At 68.0% G+C, this 22821-nt stretch carries 21 protein-coding genes; 8 read left to right on the forward strand and 13 right to left on the reverse strand.

Features of this window, described 5'->3' with window-relative positions:
• From AB0I41_RS00740 to AB0I41_RS00755, 4 genes are all read right to left on the reverse strand, one after another.
• Positions 1–1296 (reverse strand): MFS transporter, encoded by a 1296-nt coding sequence (locus tag AB0I41_RS00740; RefSeq protein WP_357100092.1) that lies wholly within the window; start codon positions 1294–1296, stop codon positions 1–3.
• On the reverse strand, positions 1293–1805 hold the full coding sequence (locus tag AB0I41_RS00745; protein WP_357100095.1) for a TetR family transcriptional regulator C-terminal domain-containing protein: 513 nt from the start codon (positions 1803–1805) through the stop codon (positions 1293–1295). Before AB0I41_RS00745 ends, AB0I41_RS00740 begins: the two co-directional genes overlap by 4 nt.
• Before the next feature lie 65 nt (positions 1806–1870).
• Complete coding sequence (locus AB0I41_RS00750) at positions 1871–2425, reverse strand: sugar O-acetyltransferase (protein WP_357100098.1); 555 nt, start codon at positions 2423–2425, stop codon at positions 1871–1873.
• A 456-nt stretch (positions 2426–2881) separates the two neighbouring features.
• On the reverse strand, positions 2882–4054 hold the full coding sequence (locus AB0I41_RS00755; RefSeq protein WP_357100101.1) for an ROK family transcriptional regulator: 1173 nt from the start codon (positions 4052–4054) through the stop codon (positions 2882–2884).
• Positions 4055–4172: 118 nt separating this feature from the next.
• Between AB0I41_RS00755 and AB0I41_RS00760 the strand changes: the two genes are divergently transcribed.
• Genes AB0I41_RS00760 through AB0I41_RS00770 form a run of 3 tightly spaced genes read left to right on the forward strand, consistent with a single transcriptional unit; the run spans position 4173 to position 7311 of the window.
• The gene (locus AB0I41_RS00760; protein WP_357100104.1) at positions 4173–5492 is read left to right on the forward strand and encodes an extracellular solute-binding protein; all 1320 of its coding nucleotides are present in this window, start codon (positions 4173–4175) and stop codon (positions 5490–5492) included.
• Positions 5489–6466: a sugar ABC transporter permease gene (locus AB0I41_RS00765; protein WP_357100107.1), complete on the forward strand. Its 978-nt coding sequence runs from the start codon at positions 5489–5491 to the stop codon at positions 6464–6466. The genes AB0I41_RS00760 and AB0I41_RS00765 overlap by 4 nt, the downstream gene beginning before the upstream one ends.
• Positions 6463–7311: a carbohydrate ABC transporter permease gene (locus AB0I41_RS00770; protein ID WP_357100109.1), complete on the forward strand. Its 849-nt coding sequence runs from the start codon at positions 6463–6465 to the stop codon at positions 7309–7311. The genes AB0I41_RS00765 and AB0I41_RS00770 overlap by 4 nt, the downstream gene beginning before the upstream one ends.
• Positions 7312–7486: 175 nt before the next feature.
• Here AB0I41_RS00770 and AB0I41_RS00775 read toward each other — a convergent pair whose 3' ends face one another.
• Entirely contained in the window at positions 7487–10096 is a 2610-nt protein-coding gene (locus AB0I41_RS00775; protein ID WP_357100112.1) for a hypothetical protein, read from the reverse strand.
• Between the two features lie 117 nt (positions 10097–10213).
• A complete protein-coding gene (locus AB0I41_RS00780) occupies positions 10214–11815 on the reverse strand; it encodes a beta-N-acetylhexosaminidase (protein WP_357100115.1) in 1602 nt (533 codons plus the stop codon).
• 298 nt (positions 11816–12113) lie between these two features.
• Here AB0I41_RS00780 and AB0I41_RS00785 point away from each other — a divergent pair, with 298 nt between their 5' ends.
• The 4 genes from AB0I41_RS00785 (at position 12114) to AB0I41_RS00800 (ending at position 14188) form a co-directional block, all read left to right on the forward strand.
• Positions 12114–12545, forward strand: a complete 432-nt coding sequence (locus tag AB0I41_RS00785) for an acyl-CoA thioesterase (RefSeq protein ID WP_357100118.1) — start codon at positions 12114–12116, stop codon at positions 12543–12545.
• 265 nt (positions 12546–12810) lie between these two features.
• Positions 12811–13653: an SAM-dependent methyltransferase gene (locus AB0I41_RS00790; RefSeq protein ID WP_357100121.1), complete on the forward strand. Its 843-nt coding sequence runs from the start codon at positions 12811–12813 to the stop codon at positions 13651–13653.
• 30 nt (positions 13654–13683) lie between these two features.
• On the forward strand, positions 13684–13830 hold the full coding sequence (locus AB0I41_RS00795; protein ID WP_357100124.1) for a hypothetical protein: 147 nt from the start codon (positions 13684–13686) through the stop codon (positions 13828–13830).
• Positions 13831–14047: 217 nt separating this feature from the next.
• Positions 14048–14188: a hypothetical protein gene (locus AB0I41_RS00800; RefSeq protein ID WP_357100127.1), complete on the forward strand. Its 141-nt coding sequence runs from the start codon at positions 14048–14050 to the stop codon at positions 14186–14188.
• 39 nt (positions 14189–14227) lie between these two features.
• On the opposite strand, the gene msrB is transcribed toward AB0I41_RS00800, so the two are convergent.
• The 5 genes from msrB to AB0I41_RS00825 all read right to left on the reverse strand — a co-directional run bounded on the left by msrB (position 14228) and on the right by AB0I41_RS00825 (position 19598).
• Positions 14228–14695 carry a peptide-methionine (R)-S-oxide reductase MsrB gene (gene msrB / locus AB0I41_RS00805; RefSeq protein ID WP_357100130.1) on the reverse strand — a complete coding sequence of 156 codons (468 nt, stop codon included), beginning with the start codon at positions 14693–14695 and terminating at the stop codon, positions 14228–14230.
• Between the two features lie 732 nt (positions 14696–15427).
• On the reverse strand, positions 15428–16597 hold the full coding sequence (locus AB0I41_RS00810; protein WP_357100133.1) for a low temperature requirement protein A: 1170 nt from the start codon (positions 16595–16597) through the stop codon (positions 15428–15430).
• Positions 16598–16889: 292 nt separating this feature from the next.
• Positions 16890–18074, reverse strand: a complete 1185-nt coding sequence (locus tag AB0I41_RS00815) for a hypothetical protein (protein WP_357100136.1) — start codon at positions 18072–18074, stop codon at positions 16890–16892.
• Between the two features lie 276 nt (positions 18075–18350).
• Positions 18351–19202, reverse strand: a complete 852-nt coding sequence (gene pdxY / locus AB0I41_RS00820; protein ID WP_357100139.1) for a pyridoxal kinase PdxY — start codon at positions 19200–19202, stop codon at positions 18351–18353.
• A gap of 105 nt (positions 19203–19307) precedes the next feature.
• Entirely contained in the window at positions 19308–19598 is a 291-nt protein-coding gene (locus AB0I41_RS00825) for a hypothetical protein (protein WP_357100142.1), read from the reverse strand.
• A gap of 427 nt (positions 19599–20025) precedes the next feature.
• Between AB0I41_RS00825 and AB0I41_RS00830 the strand changes: the two genes are divergently transcribed.
• The gene (locus AB0I41_RS00830) at positions 20026–20538 is read left to right on the forward strand and encodes a PH domain-containing protein (RefSeq protein ID WP_357100145.1); all 513 of its coding nucleotides are present in this window, start codon (positions 20026–20028) and stop codon (positions 20536–20538) included.
• Positions 20539–20754: 216 nt separating this feature from the next.
• On the opposite strand, the gene AB0I41_RS00835 is transcribed toward AB0I41_RS00830, so the two are convergent.
• Positions 20755–21546, reverse strand: a complete 792-nt coding sequence (locus AB0I41_RS00835) for an NAD-dependent deacylase (RefSeq protein ID WP_357100518.1) — start codon at positions 21544–21546, stop codon at positions 20755–20757.
• Positions 21547–21704: 158 nt separating this feature from the next.
• On the reverse strand, positions 21705–22775 hold the full coding sequence (locus tag AB0I41_RS00840) for a serine hydrolase domain-containing protein (RefSeq protein ID WP_357100148.1): 1071 nt from the start codon (positions 22773–22775) through the stop codon (positions 21705–21707).
• Positions 22776–22821: the final 46 nt, after the last annotated feature.

Raw genomic sequence — 22821 nt, forward strand, 5'->3', positions numbered from 1 at the left:
TTAGGAGCTCTCACTCGTCGCCGCGTCTGAAACGGCGGGTTCACCCGCCGGACCCTTGTCCACGCCTGGTGGCCGTTGAACACTGCCCGCCCCGAAGCTTGCGGTGAACAGCAGACCGACCGCGACCACGCCCAGGGTGACGGACAACGAACGCAGGATGCCGATGTGGTTCGCGAGGAAGCCGAGAAGCGGAGGCCCGGCCAGGAAGGCGGTGTAGCCGATGGCGGACACGACGCTGACGCGGGCGGCCGCGCGGGCCGGGTCGTCGGCCGCCGCGCTGATGCCGAGCGGAAAACCCAACGCGGTGCCCAGCCCCCAGGCGAGGACACCGGCCAGGGCCAGCAGTGGGTGCGGGCCGAAGATCGTGACCGTGAGACCAGCCATGGCGAGGACCGCGCTGGCGCGGGTGACACGTCGGGGGCCGTGACGGTCGACGAGCGGCGGCCCGAACCACCGACCGAGGGTCATCGCGGCGACGAAGACCGCGAAGCTCAGCGAGCCGGCGGCCACCGAGGTGTGGTGCCCCTCGACCATGCCGGACGCGAGCCAGTCGTTGCCGGTGCCCTCAGAGAAGGCCATGCTCAGCACGAAGATGCCGAGAACGACAGTGCGGGGCTCGGTCCACACCCGCAAGGCGTCGCGTGCTGGAACGCGGGCGGACGGCTGCGCGTCCGTGGCCAGGTACCGGCGAGTGGACAGCGGCACTGTTGCGGCAACGAGGACCGCGATGGCGGCCAGATGGGCGACGACGGGGATGTGGAGGGCTGCGCAGGCTGCGGCGAAGCCTGCGCCGAGGACGGTTCCCGCGCTCAGGGAAGCGTGGAACCGGGACATCATCGACGCGCCAGCCCGTTGCTCGACGGTGGCGGCCTCGACGTTCATCGCCACATCCCAGATGCCGGTACCCAGGCCGAGGAGTCCGAGCCCCGCGGCCGTGACGGCGACAGCGCCCTGGGCGCCGGCACCGGCGAGGCAGAGCCCGGCCGCGCTGGCCAGGCTGGCCGCGGCCACGGCACGGCGTGGGCCGGTACGCGCCACGAACGCTCCGGCCAGCAGCAGCGACACGATCGACCCGACGGGAAGGGCGAGCAACAGCAGTCCCAGTTGTCGCGGGTCCAACTGAAGCTGCGATTTGACGCTCGGGATACGGGCCGCCCAGGTCGCGAAGGTGAATCCGCTGGCAACGAACGCGACGTACACCGCCGCCGTGGCCGCTCGCATCGGGGAACGCGCGGCGGCCACTGGTGCGGTCGACGGCAGCGACCTTTCCCGCGCGTCGACGCGGTTACCAGTCATCCCGTCACGTCCCAGGGCACGAAGCGGCGGATCGCGTCCCGGATCTTCCCCGCATCGACCGGCCGGGTGGACAGCGTCGCGTGCAGAATCAGTCCTTCCATCAGCGCGTCGAGCGCCTCCGCGGTGTCGGGATCGAAATGCCGCTGCAACGAGCGGCGGGTGCTGTCCATCCACACCTGCGTGACCACGCGGAGCTGGGGATCACGTGCCGCCGCGGCGTAGAGCTCGTAGGCGAGGACAGCGCTGCGATGGTTGTCGGCCAGGTCCGCCAGCATCGCCTCGACGACCTTCGCGCGGGCGTCGGTTCCCGGTTCGATCGCCGCCATCTGCGTGTCGAACGCAGCAGCCGCCGTCTCCGCCAAGTGTGTGAAGGCCGAGGTCAGCAGATCCTGGAGGCTGGCGAAGTGGTAGGAGACCGATCCCAGCGGCACGTCGGCGGCGGCGGCCACCCGCCGGTGGGTCGTCCCGGCCACACCATGCTCGGCGATGACGTCCAGTGTGACCTCCACCAGCCGCTGGCGCCGGTCCGGTTCGTACCGCCGGCGGAGTCGGCGGGAGGCCGGCTGCCTGGCGGTCATCTGTCGTGGACCGACCGGAGGATGCGAGCGGGGTTGCCCACGGCGACGACATCAGCGGGAACGTCCTTCGTGACGACCGCGCCGGCGCCGATCACCGAGTTGTCGCCGATGGTGACACCTGGGCAGATCACCGCCATGCCGCCGATCCACACGTTGTTGCCGATCGTGATCGGCAGGGCCGCCTCCCACTTGGCGCGGCGTGGCTCCGGGTCGATCGGATGGGTCGGTGTCAGCAACTGCACGTTCGGACCCATCAGCACGTCCTCACCGATGAGAATCTGCGCGACATCCAGGGCCGTCAAGCCGTAGTTGATGAACGTCCGGGCGCCGACGTGGATGTGACTGCCGTAGTCGACATGCAGGGGAGGGCGGATGTCCACCTCGGCGCCCACCGAGCCCAGCAGCTGCTCAAGCAGCGCCCGACGCCCCTCGGAGTCCCGCGGGTCGCTGTCATTGAACGCCTTCGCCAGCACCATCGCCTGGCGCATCTCCGCTTCCAACTCCGGGTCGGCGCCCCGGTAGAGATCGCCGGCGAGCATGCGCTCCCGCATGGACCGCAGGTCACCTTCAACAAGATCAGGAGCAGTCATGCGTACGATCGTACGTTGTTTGTGCGATCGTACGCAAAGGCGGGTGAGGATATCGGAATCACGCAGGAGACACTCGACCGATGCCGACCGGCGCGGTCAACGACAACACCATGTGGTCGACGCCGGTGATCAGGCGGGGCGCTGGAACTGCGCCCTCCAGCGGCTGCCGTTCGCTCGATGTGGGCCGACGACTTCCTCGATACGAACGACTCAGCCCATCGATCGCGAAGGCGTCGATTTCTTCCCGGGTGGCCGGCCAAGGCGGCCCCTGGACCTCAACACCGGTCGGGTCCTGCCGGGCCGCGATGACGACAGCTCATTGCAGGTTGCGGCGGTTCCCCTCGCCGCGGGACACCGCACTGGCGGCACTGGCCAGCAGGTTGATCTCCCGCTCGCACGGTCCCGGTCGATGGCAGGTCAGCCGCCGTCGGAGCCGCCGGCGGCTCTGAGGAGTTCGGCGCGTGCCGCCTGCAGGGCGACGAACAGTGCTCCCGTGAGGGAGGCCGCCTCGCCCAGGGCGCTGGTCTCGATCCGCGGCGGAAACGGCGCGTACGCGTTGACGGTCTCCCGGACTGTCGGCAACAGCAGCGGGTTGCGGCCGACACCGCCGCCGAGGACAACGAGCTCGGGGTCGAAGACGGCGCACGCGCTGGCGATCGTGAGGCCGAGTTGCCGCGCCTCCGCCTCCACCAGGTCACGTGCGGCAGGCACGCCTGTGGCGGCCTGGGCGAACAACTCCTCGACCGAAGATGGCCGCGTGCCCGGCCAGGACCGGCGGGCGTTCATTGCCGCGAGTACTCCGTATGCGCCGGCCTCGTCGGCCAGCTGTTCCTTGCCGCGTCCGGCCCGCTGCTCGGGCGGCACCGTGCCCGGCAGCGGCAGGTAGGCCACTTCACCAGCGGCACCGTGCGCCCCGCGTACGAGTTCGCCGTTGTGGACCAGACCCATGCCGATGCCCGCGCCGACGGCCAGGAACGCGAACGTCGCGACGTCTCGGGCGTGTCCCCGCCACCGCTCGCCGAGCGCCGCGAGGTTGACGTTGTTCTCCAGCACGATGGGCGCGTCGACACGCGCCTCGAGGGGCGTGACCAGGTCGAACGAGCCCTCCTCACCGAAGTTGCGGGCGACCGACATGGTGCGGCCGTCGGCGTGTACGGCGCCAGGCGCCGAGACTCCGACCCGACGAAGTGGCCCGAGCTGGTCGCCCACCGCCTTCGTCGCGGAGGTGATCATCCGGGCAACCTGCGCGGCGACCCGGCTCGCGCCGGTGGCTCTGGTTGCCTGTCGCTGCTCGAAACAGAGAGCGCCGCTCAGGTCCGCCGCCGCGACTCGGAGGTTGTCGCCGCCGACGTCGACCGCCACCACGTATCCGGCCGTCGGGGCCAGCCGGTAGTAGGTCGGCACCCGACCCGGTCGACCGCGTCGTACGCCGGCGTCGACGATCAGACCGCTGTCGACGAGCCGGCGTACCACCTCCGAGATGGTGGGCCGCGACAGACGCGTCCGGCTGGCAAGCTCCGGCCGGGTCATGGGCACACTGTCGAGCAGGACGGCCAGCACCGCCCTACCGGACGGATCGACGGAGACCAAGGCTTGTCCACTCCTTCGCCGGTTGGATCGGGAAGCTGCGACGACGGTCTTGACCGGTGATCGCGAACCGAGTACAAGTTTTTGTTAAGCAGCCTACCTAATGCCCAGGAGGGCGATCATGTCGGAGAACATGAGCGAGCTGTCCAGGCGAAGACTCCTTCAATTGTCGGCTGTCACCGGCGCCGGCCTTCTTCTCGCGGCCTGCGACGTCGGCGGAGGCAGCGACACCGGCGCGGGCGGTGACAGCGGTGCGGCCGGCACCGGCGAAGGCCAGATCAAGGCCCTGTTCATGAAACAGGCCGGCTACTCCGAGGACGACATCCGCGCGATGACCGACGAGTTCCAGACGAAGTACCCGAAGATCAAAGTCGAGCCGTCCTTCGTCGCCTATGAGGCGCTGCACGACAAGATCGTGGCGGCGGCCCCGGCCAACACGTTCGACGTGGTGCTGATCGACGTGATCTGGCCGGCCGAGTTCGGCAGCAAGCGCATCGTCACCGATGTGACCGACCAGTTCCCCGCGGCATGGCGGAGCGACATGCTCGGTGGGGCGCTGGCGACCGCCGCCTACCGCGACCGCTACTTCGGCGTCCCGTGGATCCTCGACACCAAGTACTTCTTCTACAACACCGACATGCTGAGCAGGGCCGGCGTCGACCCGGCGAGCCTGTCCACCTGGGACGGCGTGCTCACCGCCGCCCGGGCCCTCAGGGCCACGAAGGTGGTCGAATATCCGCTGATCTGGAGCTGGAAGCAGGCTGAGGCGCTCATCTGCGACTACACCCAGCTCGTGGGCGCCTTCGGCGGCAAGTTCCTGTCCGACGACGGCGGATCCGTCGCCTTCAACGCCGGCGGGGGCCTGCAAGCACTGGAGTTCATGAAGCAGACCCTCGACGCCGAGCTCACCAACCCCAACTCGGTGGAGTCGCTGGAGGAGGACGTACGCAAGATCTTCTCCGACGGCCAGGCGGCGATGGCGCTCAACTGGACCTACATGTTCAACGCGGCCAACGACCCGCAGCAGTCGAAGATCGCCGGCAGGGTCGGCGTGGCGGCGACACCGTCGGGACCGGCCAGCGCCCCGGGGGTCAACGGCTCGATGGCCCTGTCGGTCAGCTCCGGCAGTAAGAACCAGAAGGCGGCCTGGACGTACATCAGCTACATCACCAGCGCCGAGGTGCAGAACAAGTACGCCAAGAGTTCGCTGCCGTGCTGGACGAAGTCGTACGACGACACTGCCGTCGTGTCCGCCCTGCCGCAGGTGGTGCCGGTGGCCAGGAAACAGCTCGCCAACCTCATCGCCCGACCGCAGGTGCCCCGCTACAACGAGATCAGCCAGATTCTGCAGGCCGAGGTGCAGAACGCGTTGCTCGGCAGAAAACCCGCGAAGAAGGCCCTGGACGACGCCGCCGAACAAGCTCGTACCCTGCTGTCATGACGGCGGCGCCACCGGCGCGCCCGGCACCCGCGTCACCGGCACGCCGGCGATCCCCGCCGGCGCGCCGGCGGCCGTTCGCGCGGCGCGCCGGCGGCGGTCAACTCCGGCTGGCGTTGCTGCTGCTCCTACCGGCGGCGCTCGTCGTCTTCGGCGTGGTGCTGTACCCGGCCGGACGCGCTCTCGTCATCTCGTTCTACGACGTCGACAGCCCGTTCCCGGGTCGCTACCCGTTCGTCGGCCTCCGCAACTACACCGAGATCCTCGCAGATCAGCGCCTGTGGACGGCCGCCGGGCACACCGCCTACTTCACCGCCGTCTCCACCGCGCTCGAGCTTGTCCTCGGCCTCGGGCTGGCTCAACTGCTCGCCGCGCCGTTGCGGCTGCGGTGGCTGTTCCGCGCGATCGTGATCCTGCCCTGGGCACTGCCCACGATCGTCAACGGAGCGATGTGGCGCTGGATCCTCAACGCCCAGTACGGCGTGGCCAACGCGCTGCTCACCGAACTGCACCTGCAGGACGGCTACCGGTCGTGGCTGGGCAGCGACCCCTTCCTCGCTCTGAACATGGTGATCGTGGCCGACGTCTGGAAGAACACGTCACTGGTCGCGTTCTTCCTGCTGGCCGGGCTGCAGACGATCCCGCAAGGGCTCTACGAGGCGGCGCGGGTGGACGGGGCAGGGCCGATCCGCTCGTTCTTCCGCATCACGCTGCCACTGCTGGTGCCCAACATCGCGCTGGTGCTGGTGCTGCGTACCATCGAAGCGTTCAAGGTCTTCGACATCGTCTACGTCATGACCAGCGGCGGTCCCGCGAGCGGCACCCAGACGATCACCTTCTTCACCTACCTCCAGGCATTTTCCGCCCAGCGGTTCAGCTCGGGGGCGTCGTTGGCCTATCTGACGGTCATCGCCATCCTCCTGCTGGCCCTGATCTACCTTCGGCTGCTGCGGCAGAGCGAGCTGAGGTCGCCATGAGAGCAAGCCTGCGCTACCGCCTCTTCATCCATGTGGCCGCCCTCGCCACGTCCGTGGTGATCCTCGCCCCGTTCGCCTGGCTGCTCTACTCGTCGTTCGTGGGCCAGACCGACCTCGTCTCCCGGCCGATGCGCTGGCTGCCCGAGCACGTCACGCTCGACCGGTATCGCGAGATCTTCGCGGGCGGCGGCACCAGTGCTGGCGCCGCGTTCCGCAGCGCGATGGTCAACAGCTTCCTGGTGGCGGGCGGCACGGTGATCATTTCGCTCACCGTCGGGGTGCTGGGCGGCTACGCGCTGGCTCGGCTGCGGTTTCCCTTCAGGCGCGTGACGCTGCTGTCGTTCCTGGTCACCTACATGCTGCCGCCGATCACCCTGATCATCCCGCTCTACCTGCTCATGTCGCGCTTCGGGCTGCTCGACACCAGGACAGGTCTGATCGTCGTCTACTGCTCGCTGGCCACACCGTTCGCCCTGTGGAACATGAGTACCTTCTTTGGGTCCCTACCGGTGGAGCTTGAGGAGGCCGCCCGCGTGGACGGCTGTTCCCGACTCGGGGCCCTCGTACGCGTGATGCTGCCGCTGTCCAAGCCCGGCATCCTGGCCACCGCCCTGTACGCGTTCCTGCTGTGCTGGGACGAGTTCCTCTACTCGCTGATCTTCACGTCCACCGCACAGGCGAAGACGCTGCCGGTGGCGATCGCTGAGTTCACCGGGCGCAACGCCGTCGACTTCGGCCTGATCGCCGCCGGCGGTCTTCTCGCCGCGCTGCCGCCCGTGGCGCTGGCGGTGGTGTTCCAGCGCTACCTCATCAGTGGTCTCGCGTCCGGAGCGGTGAAGGGATGACCGTCGCTCGCCGCGGCCCTGCTCCCGCGTGCGGCCGCTCACCTGCCCACCGCCGGCTTCGCCACCCGCGAATACCTGCCCGGGCCGGTGGGGACGACAGGGCCGGGCCAGGGCAGTCGTCACGATGAGCGGGGGCGGCGTCGCCGCCGCCCCCGCCACTGGCCCGTCGGTCCGCTCAGGGGACCGGGACCGACGCCGTCGGAATGTTGTAGCCCCGCATGCGCAGGTACGGAGCCTGACCGCCCAGATCGCTGGTCTGATAGGTCGCGGTGATGGTGGTCGACTCCCCCGGCCACAGGGAGACGTAGTTGTCGGTGTAGGTGACCGGCAGCACCTCGTTGCCCCCGTTGCCGGCCGTGACCTCGGGCCGCAGGAAGAACGCCACGTTTGTCGTGCTGTTGTTGGTCATCGTGATGGTGGCGGTCTCCTGCCCACCGGAGACCGTCCGGGTCACGCCGGTCGCCAGGTTGGGGTTCGACGGCAGGCTGTTGAGGCCCGTGAGGTTGGCGTAGGTCTTGACCGCCGTCATGTACCAGTTCTTCTTGCTCGCCAGCACGTCCGGTTGAGTGGAGTACCAGTACAGGTTGTTGCTCACCACCGCGCCGGCGGCGTCCTTGAGCTGCAGTCGGATGAAGTAGGTCGTGGACAGGCCGGTGAGCGCGGGCAGCGTGAGCACCTGGGTGGAGGCGTTGCCCGCCGCGTTGACCGGAACCGTGGTCGTGTAGGCCTGGGTCAGGTTCGGGATGTTGTACACGGTCGCCGTGGCGGTCAGGCCACTTCGCCCGCTCAGGGTCGAGTTGACGGCATACACGTTCCTGGTCTTGTAGTCGTAGGCGATGTGGACCGGCTCGTTCGCCTTCTTGCTGCCGAAGTAACCGCCGCCGGGCTTGAAGTAGTAGTCGTACAGGTTCCAGTGCACCGAGGGCCACGCGTTGTTGAGCATCCAGAAGATGACCCCGAACGACTGGGTGTACTCGTGCGAGTTCCAGGCCTCGAAAAAGGACCTGGTGTTCTCGTAGTTCTGCAGTTCCGACTTGCGGGAGTAGTCCTCGGCGCTGGTGGTGCTGCCGTAGCGCTTGTTCACACCGTCGGTGTACACCGTGATGTTGTCGAACACGCTGCGCGGCTTGCCGGCGTGGTAGTTCCAGGTGGCGCCGATCGGCCAGAGGTTCGCTGCGGGGATGAACTTCTGCAGGCTCTCCAGTGGCGGCGGCGCCTCGGTGCCCTCCTCGGCGTTGGTGCCGAACGCGCTGCCGGACTGGGTGGTGTCCCACCACAGCGTCGGCGGCTCCCACTTGTACGGGCCGTCCATCTTCATGCCCGCGTTGGCGTTCGACCAGGTCGCCACGTTGTCGACCGTCGGGTTCTGCCAGTGCAGCTTGGCGGCCGTGTTCTTGTACGTGGTCAGGTGGGCAGCGGTCGGCGGCTGGTCGCTGCCGTAGTTCCACATGAACGGGCTGGCGTGGGCGCGCAGGGCCCGTAGCTGACTGTCGAGCGAGGCGTTGGCCACCTGCTCCTGCTCGGCGGTCCAGGTGCTGTCGTTCTCCCAGGCGCTGCAGCAGACGAAACCGGGCATGATCATGATGCCGGCCCTGTCGGCCAGGTCGTAGAGCTCCTCGTTGCCCAGGGTTCCTTCCAGCCGGATGGTGTTGAGCCCCATGTCCTTGACGTACTGGATGTGGGTGGCGTTGGTCTTCGTGTCCCAGCGCTGCAGCATGTCCCACATGTAGCCGCCGCCGCGGAAGAAGATGTTCTGCCCGTTGACCTTGTAGCCGACGAACGAGGTGCCGTTGACGGTGCTCCGGTAGTCGGTGAACTGGCGGACGCCGAAGTTGATCGACTTGGTGTCCGAGGTGGCGCCGGCCACCGTTGCCGAGGCCGAGAGCTGATAGAGCTCCGGGCTGCCAAACTGGTAGGGCCACCACAGAGCTGGAGTGGTGACGTGCAGCTGCGGATAGCTGGCCGGGTCGAAGGTGACTTCGCGGCGCTCATTGGCGGCAAGGGTGACATTCTGGCTGACCGAGATGGTCGGATAGCCGGCCTTGGTGATCGTGCCGTTGACCGTCGTGGTGACCGGGGCGTTGGTCGCGTTGACGGCATCGACATAGACGGTCAGATCCGCCGCGTTGGTCGCCGGCAGCGGCAGGACCGTCTTGACGTACGGATCCCGCAAGGCCACCGACCCCGTCGTATCCAGCAGCGTCCTGCCCCAGAGGCCGGCGTTCATGTCGGGAGCCTCGGGGTTCCAGTCCACGGTGCAGAAGGAGAGGTCCTTGCAGTCGTGGGCGGGCGGGGTGACCAGGATGGCCAGCGCGTTGAGGGCACCGGGCTTGATCAGGCTGGTCACGTTGTACTCGTGCGCCACCATGGTGCCGACCGCGTTGGCGTCGAGCTGGCTGCCGTTCAGCCAGATCTGGGCCCGGTAACTGATCCCCTTGAATCGCAGCCAGTACGCCTGGTCGGCGGTCGCGGCCGAGGCGGTGAACTGCCCCCGGAACCACCAGTTCTGCCCGGTCAGGTCGGGCACCGACTGCAGATTCGTACCGACGTAGATGTTCTGGTAGACGTTGTTCGCGACCAGCCCGGCCAGGACGGTGGACGGGAGCGAGACGGGATTCCAGCCGGCGGTGCTGTAGCCGACCTGGGAGATGGTCGTGCCCGGGTCCGTGACGGTGTTGGCTGATCTCAGCGCCCAGCCCGTCGACAGTTCGGTCGAGGCGACGGTGGCGGCGCTCGCGGTCGGCACGTGAACCGCGCCGACGCTGGCCACGAGGATCAGGGCCACGAACAACATCGGGAACAGTCGCCGTCTGCGTCGGGCAGGGTGGATGGCAGGGGACGGTGGCATGGTTGGCCTCCTCGATCCAGTCGGAGGAAAGCGGTGCGCCGCTCGACGCGACGCCTAGGAGCCGGTGGGCCAGGACACCTGCGTGGATTGGTAGTAGTTGATCCCCATGGCACGCCAGCGCGGGCCCTGCGCGCCGAGCCGCTGGTTGAACGAGGCCCAGTCATGGGTGCTCATCGGCGACCAGCCCAGCTCGGCGATCGCCGGGAGACGCGGGAAGGCCATGTATTCGACGTCAGCCAGTGTCTCGATCGTCTCGGTCCACAGCGGCGCCTCGACCCCGAGCACCGACATTTCGCCGACACCCGCCAGATGGGCCCCCGGGTCCCAGCCGTAGGCGTCCTGAACGTCGATGTAGCCGGCCCAGCGCAGGCCGAGTCGGGTGCGGGAGTTGTACTTCATGTCCAGGTAGACGTGGTTGGCCGGCGACATGATGACCTTGGTGCCGTGCTGGGCGGCCGTCGCCACCGCGGTGTTGGATGTGGTGGTCCCCCAGAACTGGGCGACGGTCGACGGCAGCACCGGGGCGTTGACGATGTCGTGCCAGCCGACGACGGTCTTGCCGTGCGCCGCGACGATCTGCTGTGCGCGGTTCATGAAGGTGGTGTAGTCGGCGGCGGTGGTGGAGCTGGCCTCGTCGCCGCCGATGTGCAGGTAGGGCCCGGGCGTGAGCGCGGCGATCTCGCCCAGGACCTGGTCGAGGAACGTATAGGTGATCTCTTTGCTCACACAGAGCGAGCTGAACCCGACCTTGGTGCCGGTGTAGAGCTTCGGTGCCACGCCGTCGCAGTTGAGCTCGGCGTACGAGGCGAGAGCCGCGTTGGTGTGACCGGGCATGTCGATCTCGGGAATGATCATGACGTACCGGGAGGCGGCGTACGCGACGATCTGCCGGTATTCGTCCTGGGTGTAGTACCCGCTGGTGCCACCGCCGACCTCGGTGCTCCCACCGTAGATCGCAAGATTGGGCCAGCTGTTGACGGCGATGCGCCACCCCTGGTCGTCGGACAGGTGCAGGTGCAGCCGATTGACTTTGTAGAGCGCGATCTCGTCGATGTACCGCTTGACGACCGACATCGGGAGGAAGTGCCGTGCGACGTCGAGCATGGCCCCCCGGTGAGCGAACCGGGGATGGTCGACGATGCGCCCGCCGGCCACGTCCCACGGCCCGGGCTGCACGGTCTGGCTCTCCACGGCCGGGGGTAGCAGTTGGCGCAGGGTCTGAACGCCGGCGAACAGGCCGGCCGGCTGGTTGGCGCGCAGGGCGATCGACGCGCCGGTGACGTCCAGTTGGTAACCCTCGCTACCGACGTTCGTTGGCGCTCCTGACAGCAGCAGCGCGATGCCGTCGGCCGGGGTGGCGCTCGGTGCGTCGACGATCGGCATCGGATAGCCGGTCGAGCGGCGCACGATGGCGGCGAGCTGGCCAGCGATGTCCGCCACCGCTGTCGAACCGGGCTCGGTGTAGATGATCGTCGTCGCGGTGATCTGGTAGGTGACACCGCTGGCCGGCGACGCGATGACCGGTGCCGGAACGAGGGATGCCAGCGGGACGGCCATCGTCCCGGTGGCGAGGGGCGCAGCGGCGGGACTGCCCCAGCCGCCGGCAAGGGCGAGTGTCACGGTGGCGAGCAGACAACGTACGCGGCCGATGACCATGGCTGCCTCCGGAGCCTAACGATGCCACGGGAAGCGGACTGCGCTGCTCACCGCGCATCGAGCTTCATCGTTAGCAGCAACCTAGCTGCCATTTTTTCGTAAGGCAAGCTTCCTAACAAATCTCTGCGCGCCCACCGGTCCACTGACGGACCGGGGGTGGCACGGAGCACTGGAATGGGACTCGTACGGCTACGACGAGGTCCCGCCGGCCCGGCGGCCGCCCCAGCCAGCAGCACTCCACGATCAGCAGCCGACCGGCATCCGCCGGTGTCGTGGCCACCGCCTACGCTTCGGGCACATGGGAGATCCCTTCAAGGTGCGCATCACCGTTCGGGGCTACGAGCTCGACACTCAGGGCCACCTGAACCAGGCCGTCTACCTGCAATACGCTGAGCACGCCCGGTGGGAGTGCCTGCGCGCCGCCGGCATCTCGCAGGACCGGCTCATCGCCTCCGGGGTGGGACCTGTCGCCCTCGAGGTCACCCTGAAATACCTGAGAGAGCTACGCGGCGGGGACGAGGTGGACGTGTCCTGCGAGTTCCGCTGGGGCGAGGGCAGGACCTTCCGGATCGAGCAGGACTACACCCGCCTGGACGGCACCCAGGTCGCGACGCTGACCGGAGTGGGCGGACTGCTCGACCTGTCGGCCCGGCGGCTGGTCCCCGACCCGCGGGAGCGGTTCCGCGAGCTGGCCACGGACGCGAGACCGCTCAACGTCACCGACAGCTGAGCGCACGGGCAGATACTCGTCCATCAATCGCACATCGGTGAATGTGTCGATCAATAAAGTGACAGCGGCGAGACCACCGTCTCGTCGCCACGTGCCAGGGCGAGCAGACCTGGCGTGGCCGGGCCTGGCTGACGCCTGGCGCCGCTGCCGGGTAACCGACGCCAGCGGGAAGGGCCGGGCATCGCGGACGATGTCACCGGCCCCCGAAGGAACTGATCCACGGGTACGATCGCGCAGAACAGCCACATTGGACGAGGAGGTCGCGTTGGCGGACAGGACGTCGGGCGTACGCCCCGTGCCGGAGCAGCCATCGTCACGGATCGACCCGTCCGTGCCGCATCCCGCCCGCCGCTACGACTACTGGCTCGGCGGCAAGGACAACTTCGCGGCAGACCGACAGTCGGGCGACGCCGTCGCCGCCGCGTATCCGGCGATCCGGACCACCGTGATCGAGAACCGGCGGTTCATGCACCGGGCGACCCGGTACCTGGCCGAGACAGCCGGCGTCCGGCAGTTCCTCGACATCGGGACGGGCATCCCGACCAGCCCGAACATGCACGAGATCGCGCAGGGCGTCACCTCGGAGTCGCGGGTCGTGTACGTCGACAACGACCCGATCGTGCTCTCGCACGCGCGTGCCCTGCTGATCAGTGCACCGCAGGGTGCCACCGCGTACGTCGACGCTGACCTGCGTGACCCGGAGCGGATCCTCGCCCATTCCGACGTACGGGCCACGATCGACTTCGACCGGCCGGTCGGGCTGATGCTCGTGGCGATCCTGCACTTCCTCACCGACGCCGACGACCCGTACGGGATCACCCGTCGGCTGGTCGAGGCCCTCCCGTCGAACAGCTACGTGGTGATCTCCCACGCGACCACCGACCTGGTTCCCAGGAACATCGCGGCGACCGCGGCGCCGGTCACGACGACCAGCATGATCGACATGGCTTTCCGGAGCAGGGACCAGTTCGCGGGGTTCTTCGACGGTCTGGAACTCGTCGAGCCCGGCATCAGCCCGGTCACCGAGTGGCGGCCGGACGATCCGCCGGAGCAACGGAGGCCGGCGGCGCAGGCGTCCATGTACGCGGCGGTGGCGCGTAAGCCCTGATCCGGAGTGTCCGGAGGCCGGCATCCCCGGATGCTGATGCCGGCCAACTCGGGCATCGACGAGTACGCCTCCGCCGACCAGCACCACGAGGTCGAGTCCGGAATGGCAGGGTGGTCGTCGATGGCGGCTGACGGATCATGGAAGCGGATCTCGCCATATCGGCTCAACCTGGCCTGAGGTTGACCCCGCACGACATCCGCTCGACGCATCCGGAGCGCGTGATGCGGTACGTGCCGTCGCCGGGGCGACGGTCGAGGACGGCCCGCTCACCTTCGCGCTGCTCGCAGAATGGCAGCACACAGTGCTCGGTGTGCCGGAGGCGAGGCTCCGTACCGGTCCCGCCTCTGCGAGAGGCGGGCGCGAGAGCTACTGCTGGCGGGCCGATCTTCCTGCCTTGTTCGAGGATTGCCTGGCCGAGGCGACCGACGACCTGCCGCTACCGTCCAGAGCCGCCCGGGTCTACCTCGACGTGGCGTTCTTCCATCGGTTCGACGACGGCAACGCCGCGCGGATATGCTGGCGCTGTACTACGTGATCGCCCGGGAAGGGGTGGTCCTACGCGTCCCGGACGTGTCTATCGCCTCCCTCTCCCCGCCTCCGGCTGGAACGACTTGCGGTACTCGCCATAGCCTTCACGCTCAAGGTCGTCATACCGGATGAACCGAAGCGCGGCCGAATTCATGCAGTAACGCAATCCGCCAGCCTCTACCGGACCATCATCGAACACGTGGCCAAGATGACTCTCCCCGTGCGCCGACCGCACCTCGGTGCGAGCCATACCGAGGATCGAGTCTGGGACTTCGACCACGTTCTCCGGTTCGATCGGCCTCGTGAAAGTCGGCCAGCCGGTACCGCTGTCGTACTTGTTGACGGAAGCAAACAGCGGCTCACCGGAGATGATGTCCACGTAGATGCCCGGCTCCTCGTTGTCCCAGTAGGCGTTGTTGAAGGCCGGTTCTGTCGCAGCTTCCTGAGTAACTCGATATTGCTCCTTCGACAGCCGGGAAATTGCCTCAGGGTCCTTGCGATACTCGCGGGACATGGTCGCTCCTCTCGCATCAGATCGTCGGCAAGGGAGGCTCGGATCGCTTCCGGGCCTCATGGGCGTGACCCGGCCCGTCCCCTCCCCGCAACCGTGCGTGATCCTGGGGCGGACCCAGAGAGCGTTCATACCTGCCGCTGCGGGCGCATCTCCTCTGGCAAACGGTGGTGATGGAGCCGGAGGGCCGTGCCCGGCATCTGCCTGCGCGGCTCGGCGTCGACGTGCCGACCACCTTGCCGCAAGCAGTAGGAGAGCCTCACTTCACGGATTCGCGAACAGTCCCAGGCGTCAGTGATCGCGCGGGCCGTCACGTCTCTGGCCATCGCCACCTCGACCCTCGACGTTCCCCACGTACGCGTCTCGAACGCCGCTGCCTACCCCGCCTCGGGTTGACTAACCACGACCTCAGCTCGCGACCACGAGCCGCGGCGTGGCCTGTTCGAACTCGGCGTGCCGTGCCGGTCCACCACCCCGCGCACCTCGCCCTGTTCGGCGGCTTGATCATCTGGCCGCGTCCGGGTCGGGTTCATGACGATCGAGGTGGTGCGTGGGAACCGGTCAGCGTGGCCCGAACCGCAGCCCGGACTACCCAGCGGCCAGCACCTCGCCCAGCACGATCACGATGGGCGGCCCCCAGACGCTTCACATGATCAGATTGGCAGCGACGGAGAGGATGCCTCACACGCACCATGGCACTCGTTCGGACGGGCGCCGCCGTTACGGCAGGGAATCTCATCGATGACCTTTCGTGGCCTTGGCGATCTGCAGGCTGACCACGACGGCGTACCCGACGACAATCGCCGAGGTGAGCCCGAGCAGCAGGCCGGGTTCGGTGACCACAAGCGTCACCAGGATGGCCAGCGTGATTCCCGCCAGGCCGACGATGAACCGGCGCCGGGGCAGCCGACCGAGAGCGAAGCGGTGCAAACCCAACCCGCACAGCATCCACGTGACGATCGACCCGCCCAGCACGAGTCGCGCGTTGAGCGGCATCTGACGCGACTGCCCGATCTCGTACACCACAACGCCGAGCGCCCAGCCCAGGAAGAGGATGGCGGCGCCAGCGGGTGAGTGGAGATAGGCGTAGCCCTGACCGCTGCCCAACCGTGGCACGGCAAGCCTGCTGTTCACGTAGGTGGTGTAGATCCACCAGATGCTGGCTGGCAGCAGGAAGGCCGCCAAGGCGGCGGCCAGCACGCGGACGGGCGGGTGAGCGGTGGGTACCGCGTCACGCAGGTTGGTCAGCGTGGCGCCGAGCAGAATGATGGTGAACTGTCCCAGCCGTTCAGGCAGGTGGGTGCTGTGTACCGGATGGCGGCGCAGCCAACGGCGGCCGAGCCACGGGGTGAACAGCTCGATAGCCAGGGCGGTGATCCACACTGCCGGTCGTACGGCCGGGGAGATGGCCAGTGACCCAGCCCACAGCAACCAGCCGGTGCCGAACCCGGTGAGGTAGACGGCGACCAGATCCCACGTGGCCCGGCCGGCTGTGAGGACCCGCAGGTACATCAGGAGCAGACAGCCACGCACGATCAGGTACCCGACCGGCAACAGCAGGCCGGACGGGGCCTGCGGCACACCGAGGGTGATGGCGCCAGCGCCGACCGTCGCGGTCAGCACCAGCAGTCGGTGCAGAGTGTCGTCCGGGTCGTAACGGGTGTCGTAGAAGGACTGGCCGATCCATGACCACTGGATGAGCACGTAGAGCACGATGGCCACGGCGAACTCTGCTGCACTCGGCGATGCCCGGATGTCCAACCGCGCGGTCACACCCAGCAGGGCCAGGACGAATACCAGGTCGAAGAAGAGTTCAAGCCAGGTTGCGTGCCGCTCTTCGTTCAGCCCCGGCCCGCCGGGGTGGCGCAGCCCCAGCAGACCGATGGTCCGGGACAGCCGGCTCACCCCGCCACCTCCGGCCAACCGCCCGCCCCTCCCCCGTGCCGTCACTACCGCTGGTAATCATCACCTAACGGGTCGCATCGCGGGCCGGGAACCAGCCCTGATCCTGTCCCGAGCCGCGGATGCAGATGTAGACGAGTGGCCGGTCGGGCGAGTTCAACGCGTGGCGCGAGGCCACCTCCGCGTGTTCAGCGGCTTTACGAGGGCATCGTCAGTTCGTACGTGGACAGTGAGCGCACGATGCCACCACCGACGGTGATCCCGAAGATCGCGGCATGCCCGGCACGAACGGAGGTTACGGCTCCCCCAGCGCTACCTTGCCGACAATGTTCCAGCGCACCAGGCTGCCGCCCTCCGGCGGGTCGTTGGGCGTGACGATGCTTCGAACACTGCCGAGGATCTGCCAAGAGGGCATGTCGTAACCGCAGCTGAGCCCGTCGCGACCGTAGATCAATGGCGTCGGTGCCACCGACCAGGTGACGGCGTCGGTGCTACGCGCGATGCCGACCACCGTCTTGGTGTCCGTACGACCGCACTCTCCGCTGGCGCCCGAGAAGGCCTCGAAGACGATGTACCAGTAGCCGTCAGGCCCGCGAGTCATGTCCGCCCTGCCTACTCCAAAGTTGGCCCAGTCCGGCGTCGGCGACAAGTTGATCTTCTGGCGGACGCCGGTGTATTCACCGGCCAGCGCGTCGAGCCAAATTACCCCGCGCATCTGCTTCAGACGCCCAGTCGCGTCGTGCCCGTGGAACGTCAGGATGTAGCCGGTCCCATCCTTTTCGATGTCGGGCGTCCCGATCTCATCGTCCCACGCACCGACCGCTCCAGGTCGAAGCAGAAGCGTGCTGTTCGACCAGTTGCGCCCGTCGGTGCTGGTGACGTATCGAATGGAGTGCAAGCTCCGTCCCTGCCCGGGAGCGACGTAGTTCGGGTCGTGGTCACGCTGCTCAAACACCATTACCAGGCGGGATCCGTCGGCGATGACGTCGGGTGCGTACACCCACGTGCTTTCGACGCTGTCGTCAAAGCTGCAACTCTGGCCCTGCTGCACCGTCTGCAGGGCAGGCAACGGACGTCCTCCGTTAACCGGCGCCCAAGTGGCTCCGCTGTCGCTCGAAGTCGCCATCGCCACGCCTTGCGGAATGGAGCAGGTGGCCCCCGTCGGGCTGATGAAGGTCCGGTAATACATGAGGTACTGGCCGTTCCAGATGACCGAGGTGCTCTCGGCGTGACCGCCGATGGCGTCGGGAAACGGGGACCCGCTCGGCTGGGCCAGGATTGCCGTCCCGCTGAATAGATCAGCCGCTGCGGCCGTCGGCCCGTTGTTCGTCAGATCCGGGTCGGACATAGCTCCAAGTTTGGGCCACGCTGCCCCGAAGTTGATTTCGAACGGGCTCGCACCGGTGATTCTTCCTATGATCATCGCGGCAGAAAGGGCAACGAGCAGGACAGCGGCCAAACCTCGCATCTTCTTGGTCATGTCTCTCCACGTCGCTTCGGACACATGAGGGGCATTTTCGGGCGACCGGTTGAGGACCGCGCTTCCAGCCGTTGTTTTCGCGCCGGCCTTCGGCTTTCCGGATATGGCGTGAAGCGTAGTGCTCGTACGCCCAAAACTGCGACCGCGCTACTTGCTGGCGTAGCTGGTCAGGCCCCGCTTAGCGGTCGACCCCCTACCGGACCCGCCGCCCACCGAGTCGGGGAGACCATGCCCCCGGCGGTGAGCGCGCCGGTAACGGCCCCGAAGGAACGTGCCTCAGCGCAGCCGCCGGGCGGTGAACCTAGCTGGCGGTTCGGCGATCGCGTCCTGTGCCGCGATCAGCTGGATCTCCCGGGTGCCCGCCGCGAGGGTCGCCTCGAGGACGGCGAAGACGGAGGCGATGGTGCGTTCCAGTGCCGTCGCGGGCGAGCCCGTCGTCCACAGATGCGCGAGGTACAGCGCCGCGGTGACGTCGCCGCCGCCGTTCGGGTTGATCGGCAGCAGCGGCGTGGTCACCGCCCAGGCGCCCTCCTCCGAGACGGCCACCACCTCCAGCGAGCCCACCGGCACATCGCCGTGGAGCACGCTGGTGACCAGGACGTGCCGCGGCCCCGTCTCGCGGACCACGTCGACCGCCTCCAGCAACTCCGTCAGCGAGTTCGTCCTACGGCCAGCGAGGAAGTCCAGCTCGAAATGGTTCGGGGTGATGATGTCCGCGCGCGGGACGACGATGTCCCGCATGTACTCCGGGATACCTGGCCGGACGAACATCCCGCGGCCGGCGTCGCCCATCACCGGGTCGCAGCAGTACACCGCGTTCAAGTTTGTTGCCTTGACCTTGTCCACCGCGTCGAGGATCACCGCGCCCATCGCCGGGTCACCCTGGTAGCCCGACAGCACCGCGTCGGCGCTGCCGAGGACCCCGCGATCCGCGATACCCGCGACCACCTCGGCCACGTCGGCCGGCGCCAGCAGCGGTCCGCGCCACGCGCCGTACCCGGTGTGGTTGGAGAAGTGGACCGTCAGTACCGGCCAGACCTCGTGCCCGAGCCGCTGAAGGGGGAAGGCGGCCGCCGAGTTGCCGACGTAGCCGTAAGCGACCGAGGACTGGATGGACAGGATCTTCACCTGCTCATCATGGCGGTTCCCGCCGGTGCCACACGTACTGCCCGCCGTTCTGTCGGGGTGACCCACTCCGGGCCCTCCTTCGATGACGGGACCGCGGGTACGGGTCTACGACCCCATCGTGGCGGCCCGCCGCGCCCGGCGCGCCGCCGCGTCCAGGCCGGCGACCACGAACCGGCGGACCTGGCCCATCGCGGCCACCGCATCCCACACCGCCCGGTTGAGCAGCCGCTGCGTACGGTCAGTCGTGCGGTCCCCGGCATGCTCGGCGATCGTCCACCCGTTGCGCTTGGGAATCTCGCTGACCAACGCCGACAGGTACCTGCCCGCGTGCTGCCACGTCTGCGTCCGGGCGAAACACGACCACAGCCGTCCCAGCAGGTCAGCCCGTGCACGCACCGCGCGCCCAGCATGCGCCGCCGGTCGGCTCGGCCCCGGGTTCGGGCTGTGAGGCACTCGGCAGAGCGACACGCACGTCCGGCCCCGTCGTCAAGCCCGTGCACGCTGGTTCCACCAACGAGCACGGCTCAACCGGGACTACGCCCTGGTCAACTAGCAATTGAGCGACGCCGGCTAAAGCAGAAGGTTGCGCAGATGAGCCCTGTCGCTGGCAGACCTGCGTCGTCGGGCCGCTGACGAACCCGGTTGGGAGCTGGGATAGCGACGATAGACGATGATGTTGCCACGGGTGTCGCGGGGACCCTGTGTCGGTGCTGTGTTCGAGTCGGACAGATGGGGGTCGGGGTTGCCGAGCGACTTGGAGGAGGTGCGGGTATGGAGACTAGGTCTCGCGACGCGGACCCTAGCCGGACTGTTGATCGGCGGCATGGCCGTAGTGGTGGTGATGTTCTTCGTTTGGCAAGCTACTGCGCCCGACGGAGACCTGCTCGCGCCGCTCGCCATCGGGGCGACTTACGGCTTGATGGGATTCGTGATGTGGCGGCGAATATTCCATCCTCGGCTGTCTGCAGGTCCGGCAGGACTAATCCTGCGCAGGGAGTGGCGCACGATCCGCGTTCCATGGTCAGCCGTTTTGCAGTGTGACGCGGGCTATTACGGAATTACCATCACCTGTGCTGATGGCAGTCGAGTGGTGGCTCCCGCGCCTCAGAAGTCGAACCTGAGCCGCTGGCTTGGGCGTGAAACCCGAGCGGACGCCGTCGCTGACTACCTCGAACGGCGCGCCCGTGAGCACCAACGAGTGTGGGTGGCGACGGAGCTTGAGGCACAGCACTCGAAGGGTGACGAACTGGGTGACGACGGGTACGGACACGAACGGACGAGCAGCGACGACGGACTGCTTTCGCAGGTCGACCGTACTGACGGCGCAGGTCAATAGCGTGCGTTTGTTCCTTCACACCGAAGAGGTCAGGGAATTACCTCGAGCAGTCGACGGGGCTCCCCGACTGCTGCTCTTGCCGCTGTTGGGGAGCTGGCCTGAGCGATATCGGAGGTGCAGACGTCTCCCCCAGATCCCGGGGGTGGTGATCTGACACACCGGTGGGTGCCGGTCGCTTGTGATTGCGGAGGTGAGCCGGGACGCCGCCCGCCGCCGTTATCTCTCGGCGGTTGCCTCCCATGCGGCTGCGACCAGGGCCGGGAGAACCTGTGCCGCGGTGCCGCGCAGGTTGATGGCGCAGACCTGGTCGAGTGGGGTCGGTTCCGGGTTGACCTGGATCACGGTGGCGCCGGAGCGTGCCGCGATGCGGGGGATCTCGGCGGCCGGGTACACGACGCCGGAGGTGCCGACCGTCAGGAGCACGTCGCAGGTGGCGGCGGCTTCGACCGCTGCGGTCAACGCCGCCTCGGGCAGTGCCTCACCGAACCACACCACGCCCGGGCGGACGAGCGCTGCGCAGGACGCGCACCGCGGCGGCGGAATCCGGCGGCCTTCGTGCAGCTCTACGGCATCGCCGTCCTGTGGGTCCTGAAAGGTTGCCGGGTGAGCCGCCACCGTCACGCATCGGGGCGCGAAGAGGCTGCCGTGCAGGTGGATCACAGCCCCGGTTCCGGCCCGCTCGTGCAGGTCATCGACGTTCTGGGTGATGACGGTGCTGCCGGGGACCCGGGCCTCGATGGTGGCGATTGCCAGATGCCCGGGATTGGGTTCGGCGCGGCGTACCCGCCTGCGCCGCCATTCGTACCAGCCCCAGACCAGGTCTGGATCGGCGTGGAACGCCTCCGGAGTGGCGAGCCGCTGGACGTCGAACCGCGCCCACAGGCCGGTGAGATCGTCACGGAAGGTGGGCACGCCGCTCTCGGCTGAGATCCCGGCGCCGGTGAAGATGACAACACGGCGGGCGTCGCCGAGGAACCGAGCAGCTCGATGCGGCAGAACACTCTCCATATGGGGAGATCCTGCCATCACGATACGACGGCCGGCACGCAACCGCTGCGAGCAAGACCCCACCCCAGCGACCGCACCGGTTCCGGCCACGGCCGGTGGGTCGTTGATCGACGAGATCGTGCGTGACGGTGCCCGACGGATGCTCGCCGACGCGCCGGTCAGGTGTCCGCGGCGAACTCGGCCACGGCTCGTCGGACCTCCGCGATGTCAGACCATTCGCGGCTGGGGTGTACGCGGTTCGTGAGCAGGACCACCACGAGGTCCCGGCTGGGGTCGACCAGGAGGGAGGTGCCGGTGAAACCGGTGTGGCCGAAGGCCCCGGCCGTCGCCAGCGTGCCCATCCAGGCCGGGTCGCCGATGCGTACGCCGAGGCCGTGCCGGAAGCCCGGGTCGATGGCCGGCGGCAGCTGATCGCGGGTCATTTCCGCCACGGTGTCCGGGCGTAGGACGCGGACCGCGTCGATGGCGCCGCCCTGCCGCAGCATCTCGCCGAAGCGGGCGACGTCGGCGGCGGTGCCGAACAACCCGGCGTTGCCCGCGGTCCCACCGAGGGACCACGAGTTCTCGTCGTGGACGCTGCCGTGCAGCAGGCCACGGCCGATGTGGGGCTGGTGTTCGGTGGCAGCGGCCCGGGCCGCGCGTGCGGGTTCCGGCAGGAAGCCGGTGTCGGTCAGTCCCAGGGGCCGGCAGACCCGCTCGTTCACCAGGTCGGGCAGCCGGTGGCCGGTGATCCGCTCGGCCAGTAGTCCGGCGACCATGAATCCCACGCAGGAATATTCGAAGGTTTCGCCGGGTCGGTTGACCAGTGGGGCGCGCAGCACCGCCTGGACTCGGGAGGCCTGGTCTGGCCAGTCGGTCCACAGTTGCAGCAACGCCGGCAGCCCGGAGGTGTGGGTGAGCAGGTGGCGCAGGGTGATTCGCCGTCGCTCGCCGTGGCTGAAGGTGGGCAGCCATCCGGCGATCGGCTCATCGAGGTTCGTCGTGCCCTCGTCGACGAGGGTCAGCAGGACCGCCGTGGTGAACAGTTTCGTCACCGAGGCGAGGTCGAAGATCGTGGACTCCAGTGCGGGCTGGAGGGTCTCCGGTGCGACCAGGGCGCCGTCCGCGTCGGCATACCGGGACAGGTGACCGACAGTAACCCGGTCGGCGGGGTGGCCGCCCCGCTGGATCAGTGCGACGGCCGCGCTGTAGAGCGGCCGGTGTCCGCGTTCCAAGCCGCTGACCAGCATTGTTTTCAGTCTGGACACAGAGGGCACCATAGCGCAGCCGGCAACT

The sequence above is a fragment of the Micromonospora sp. NPDC050200 genome, from assembly GCF_040656135.1.
GTDB lineage: Bacteria > Actinomycetota > Actinomycetes > Mycobacteriales > Micromonosporaceae > Micromonospora.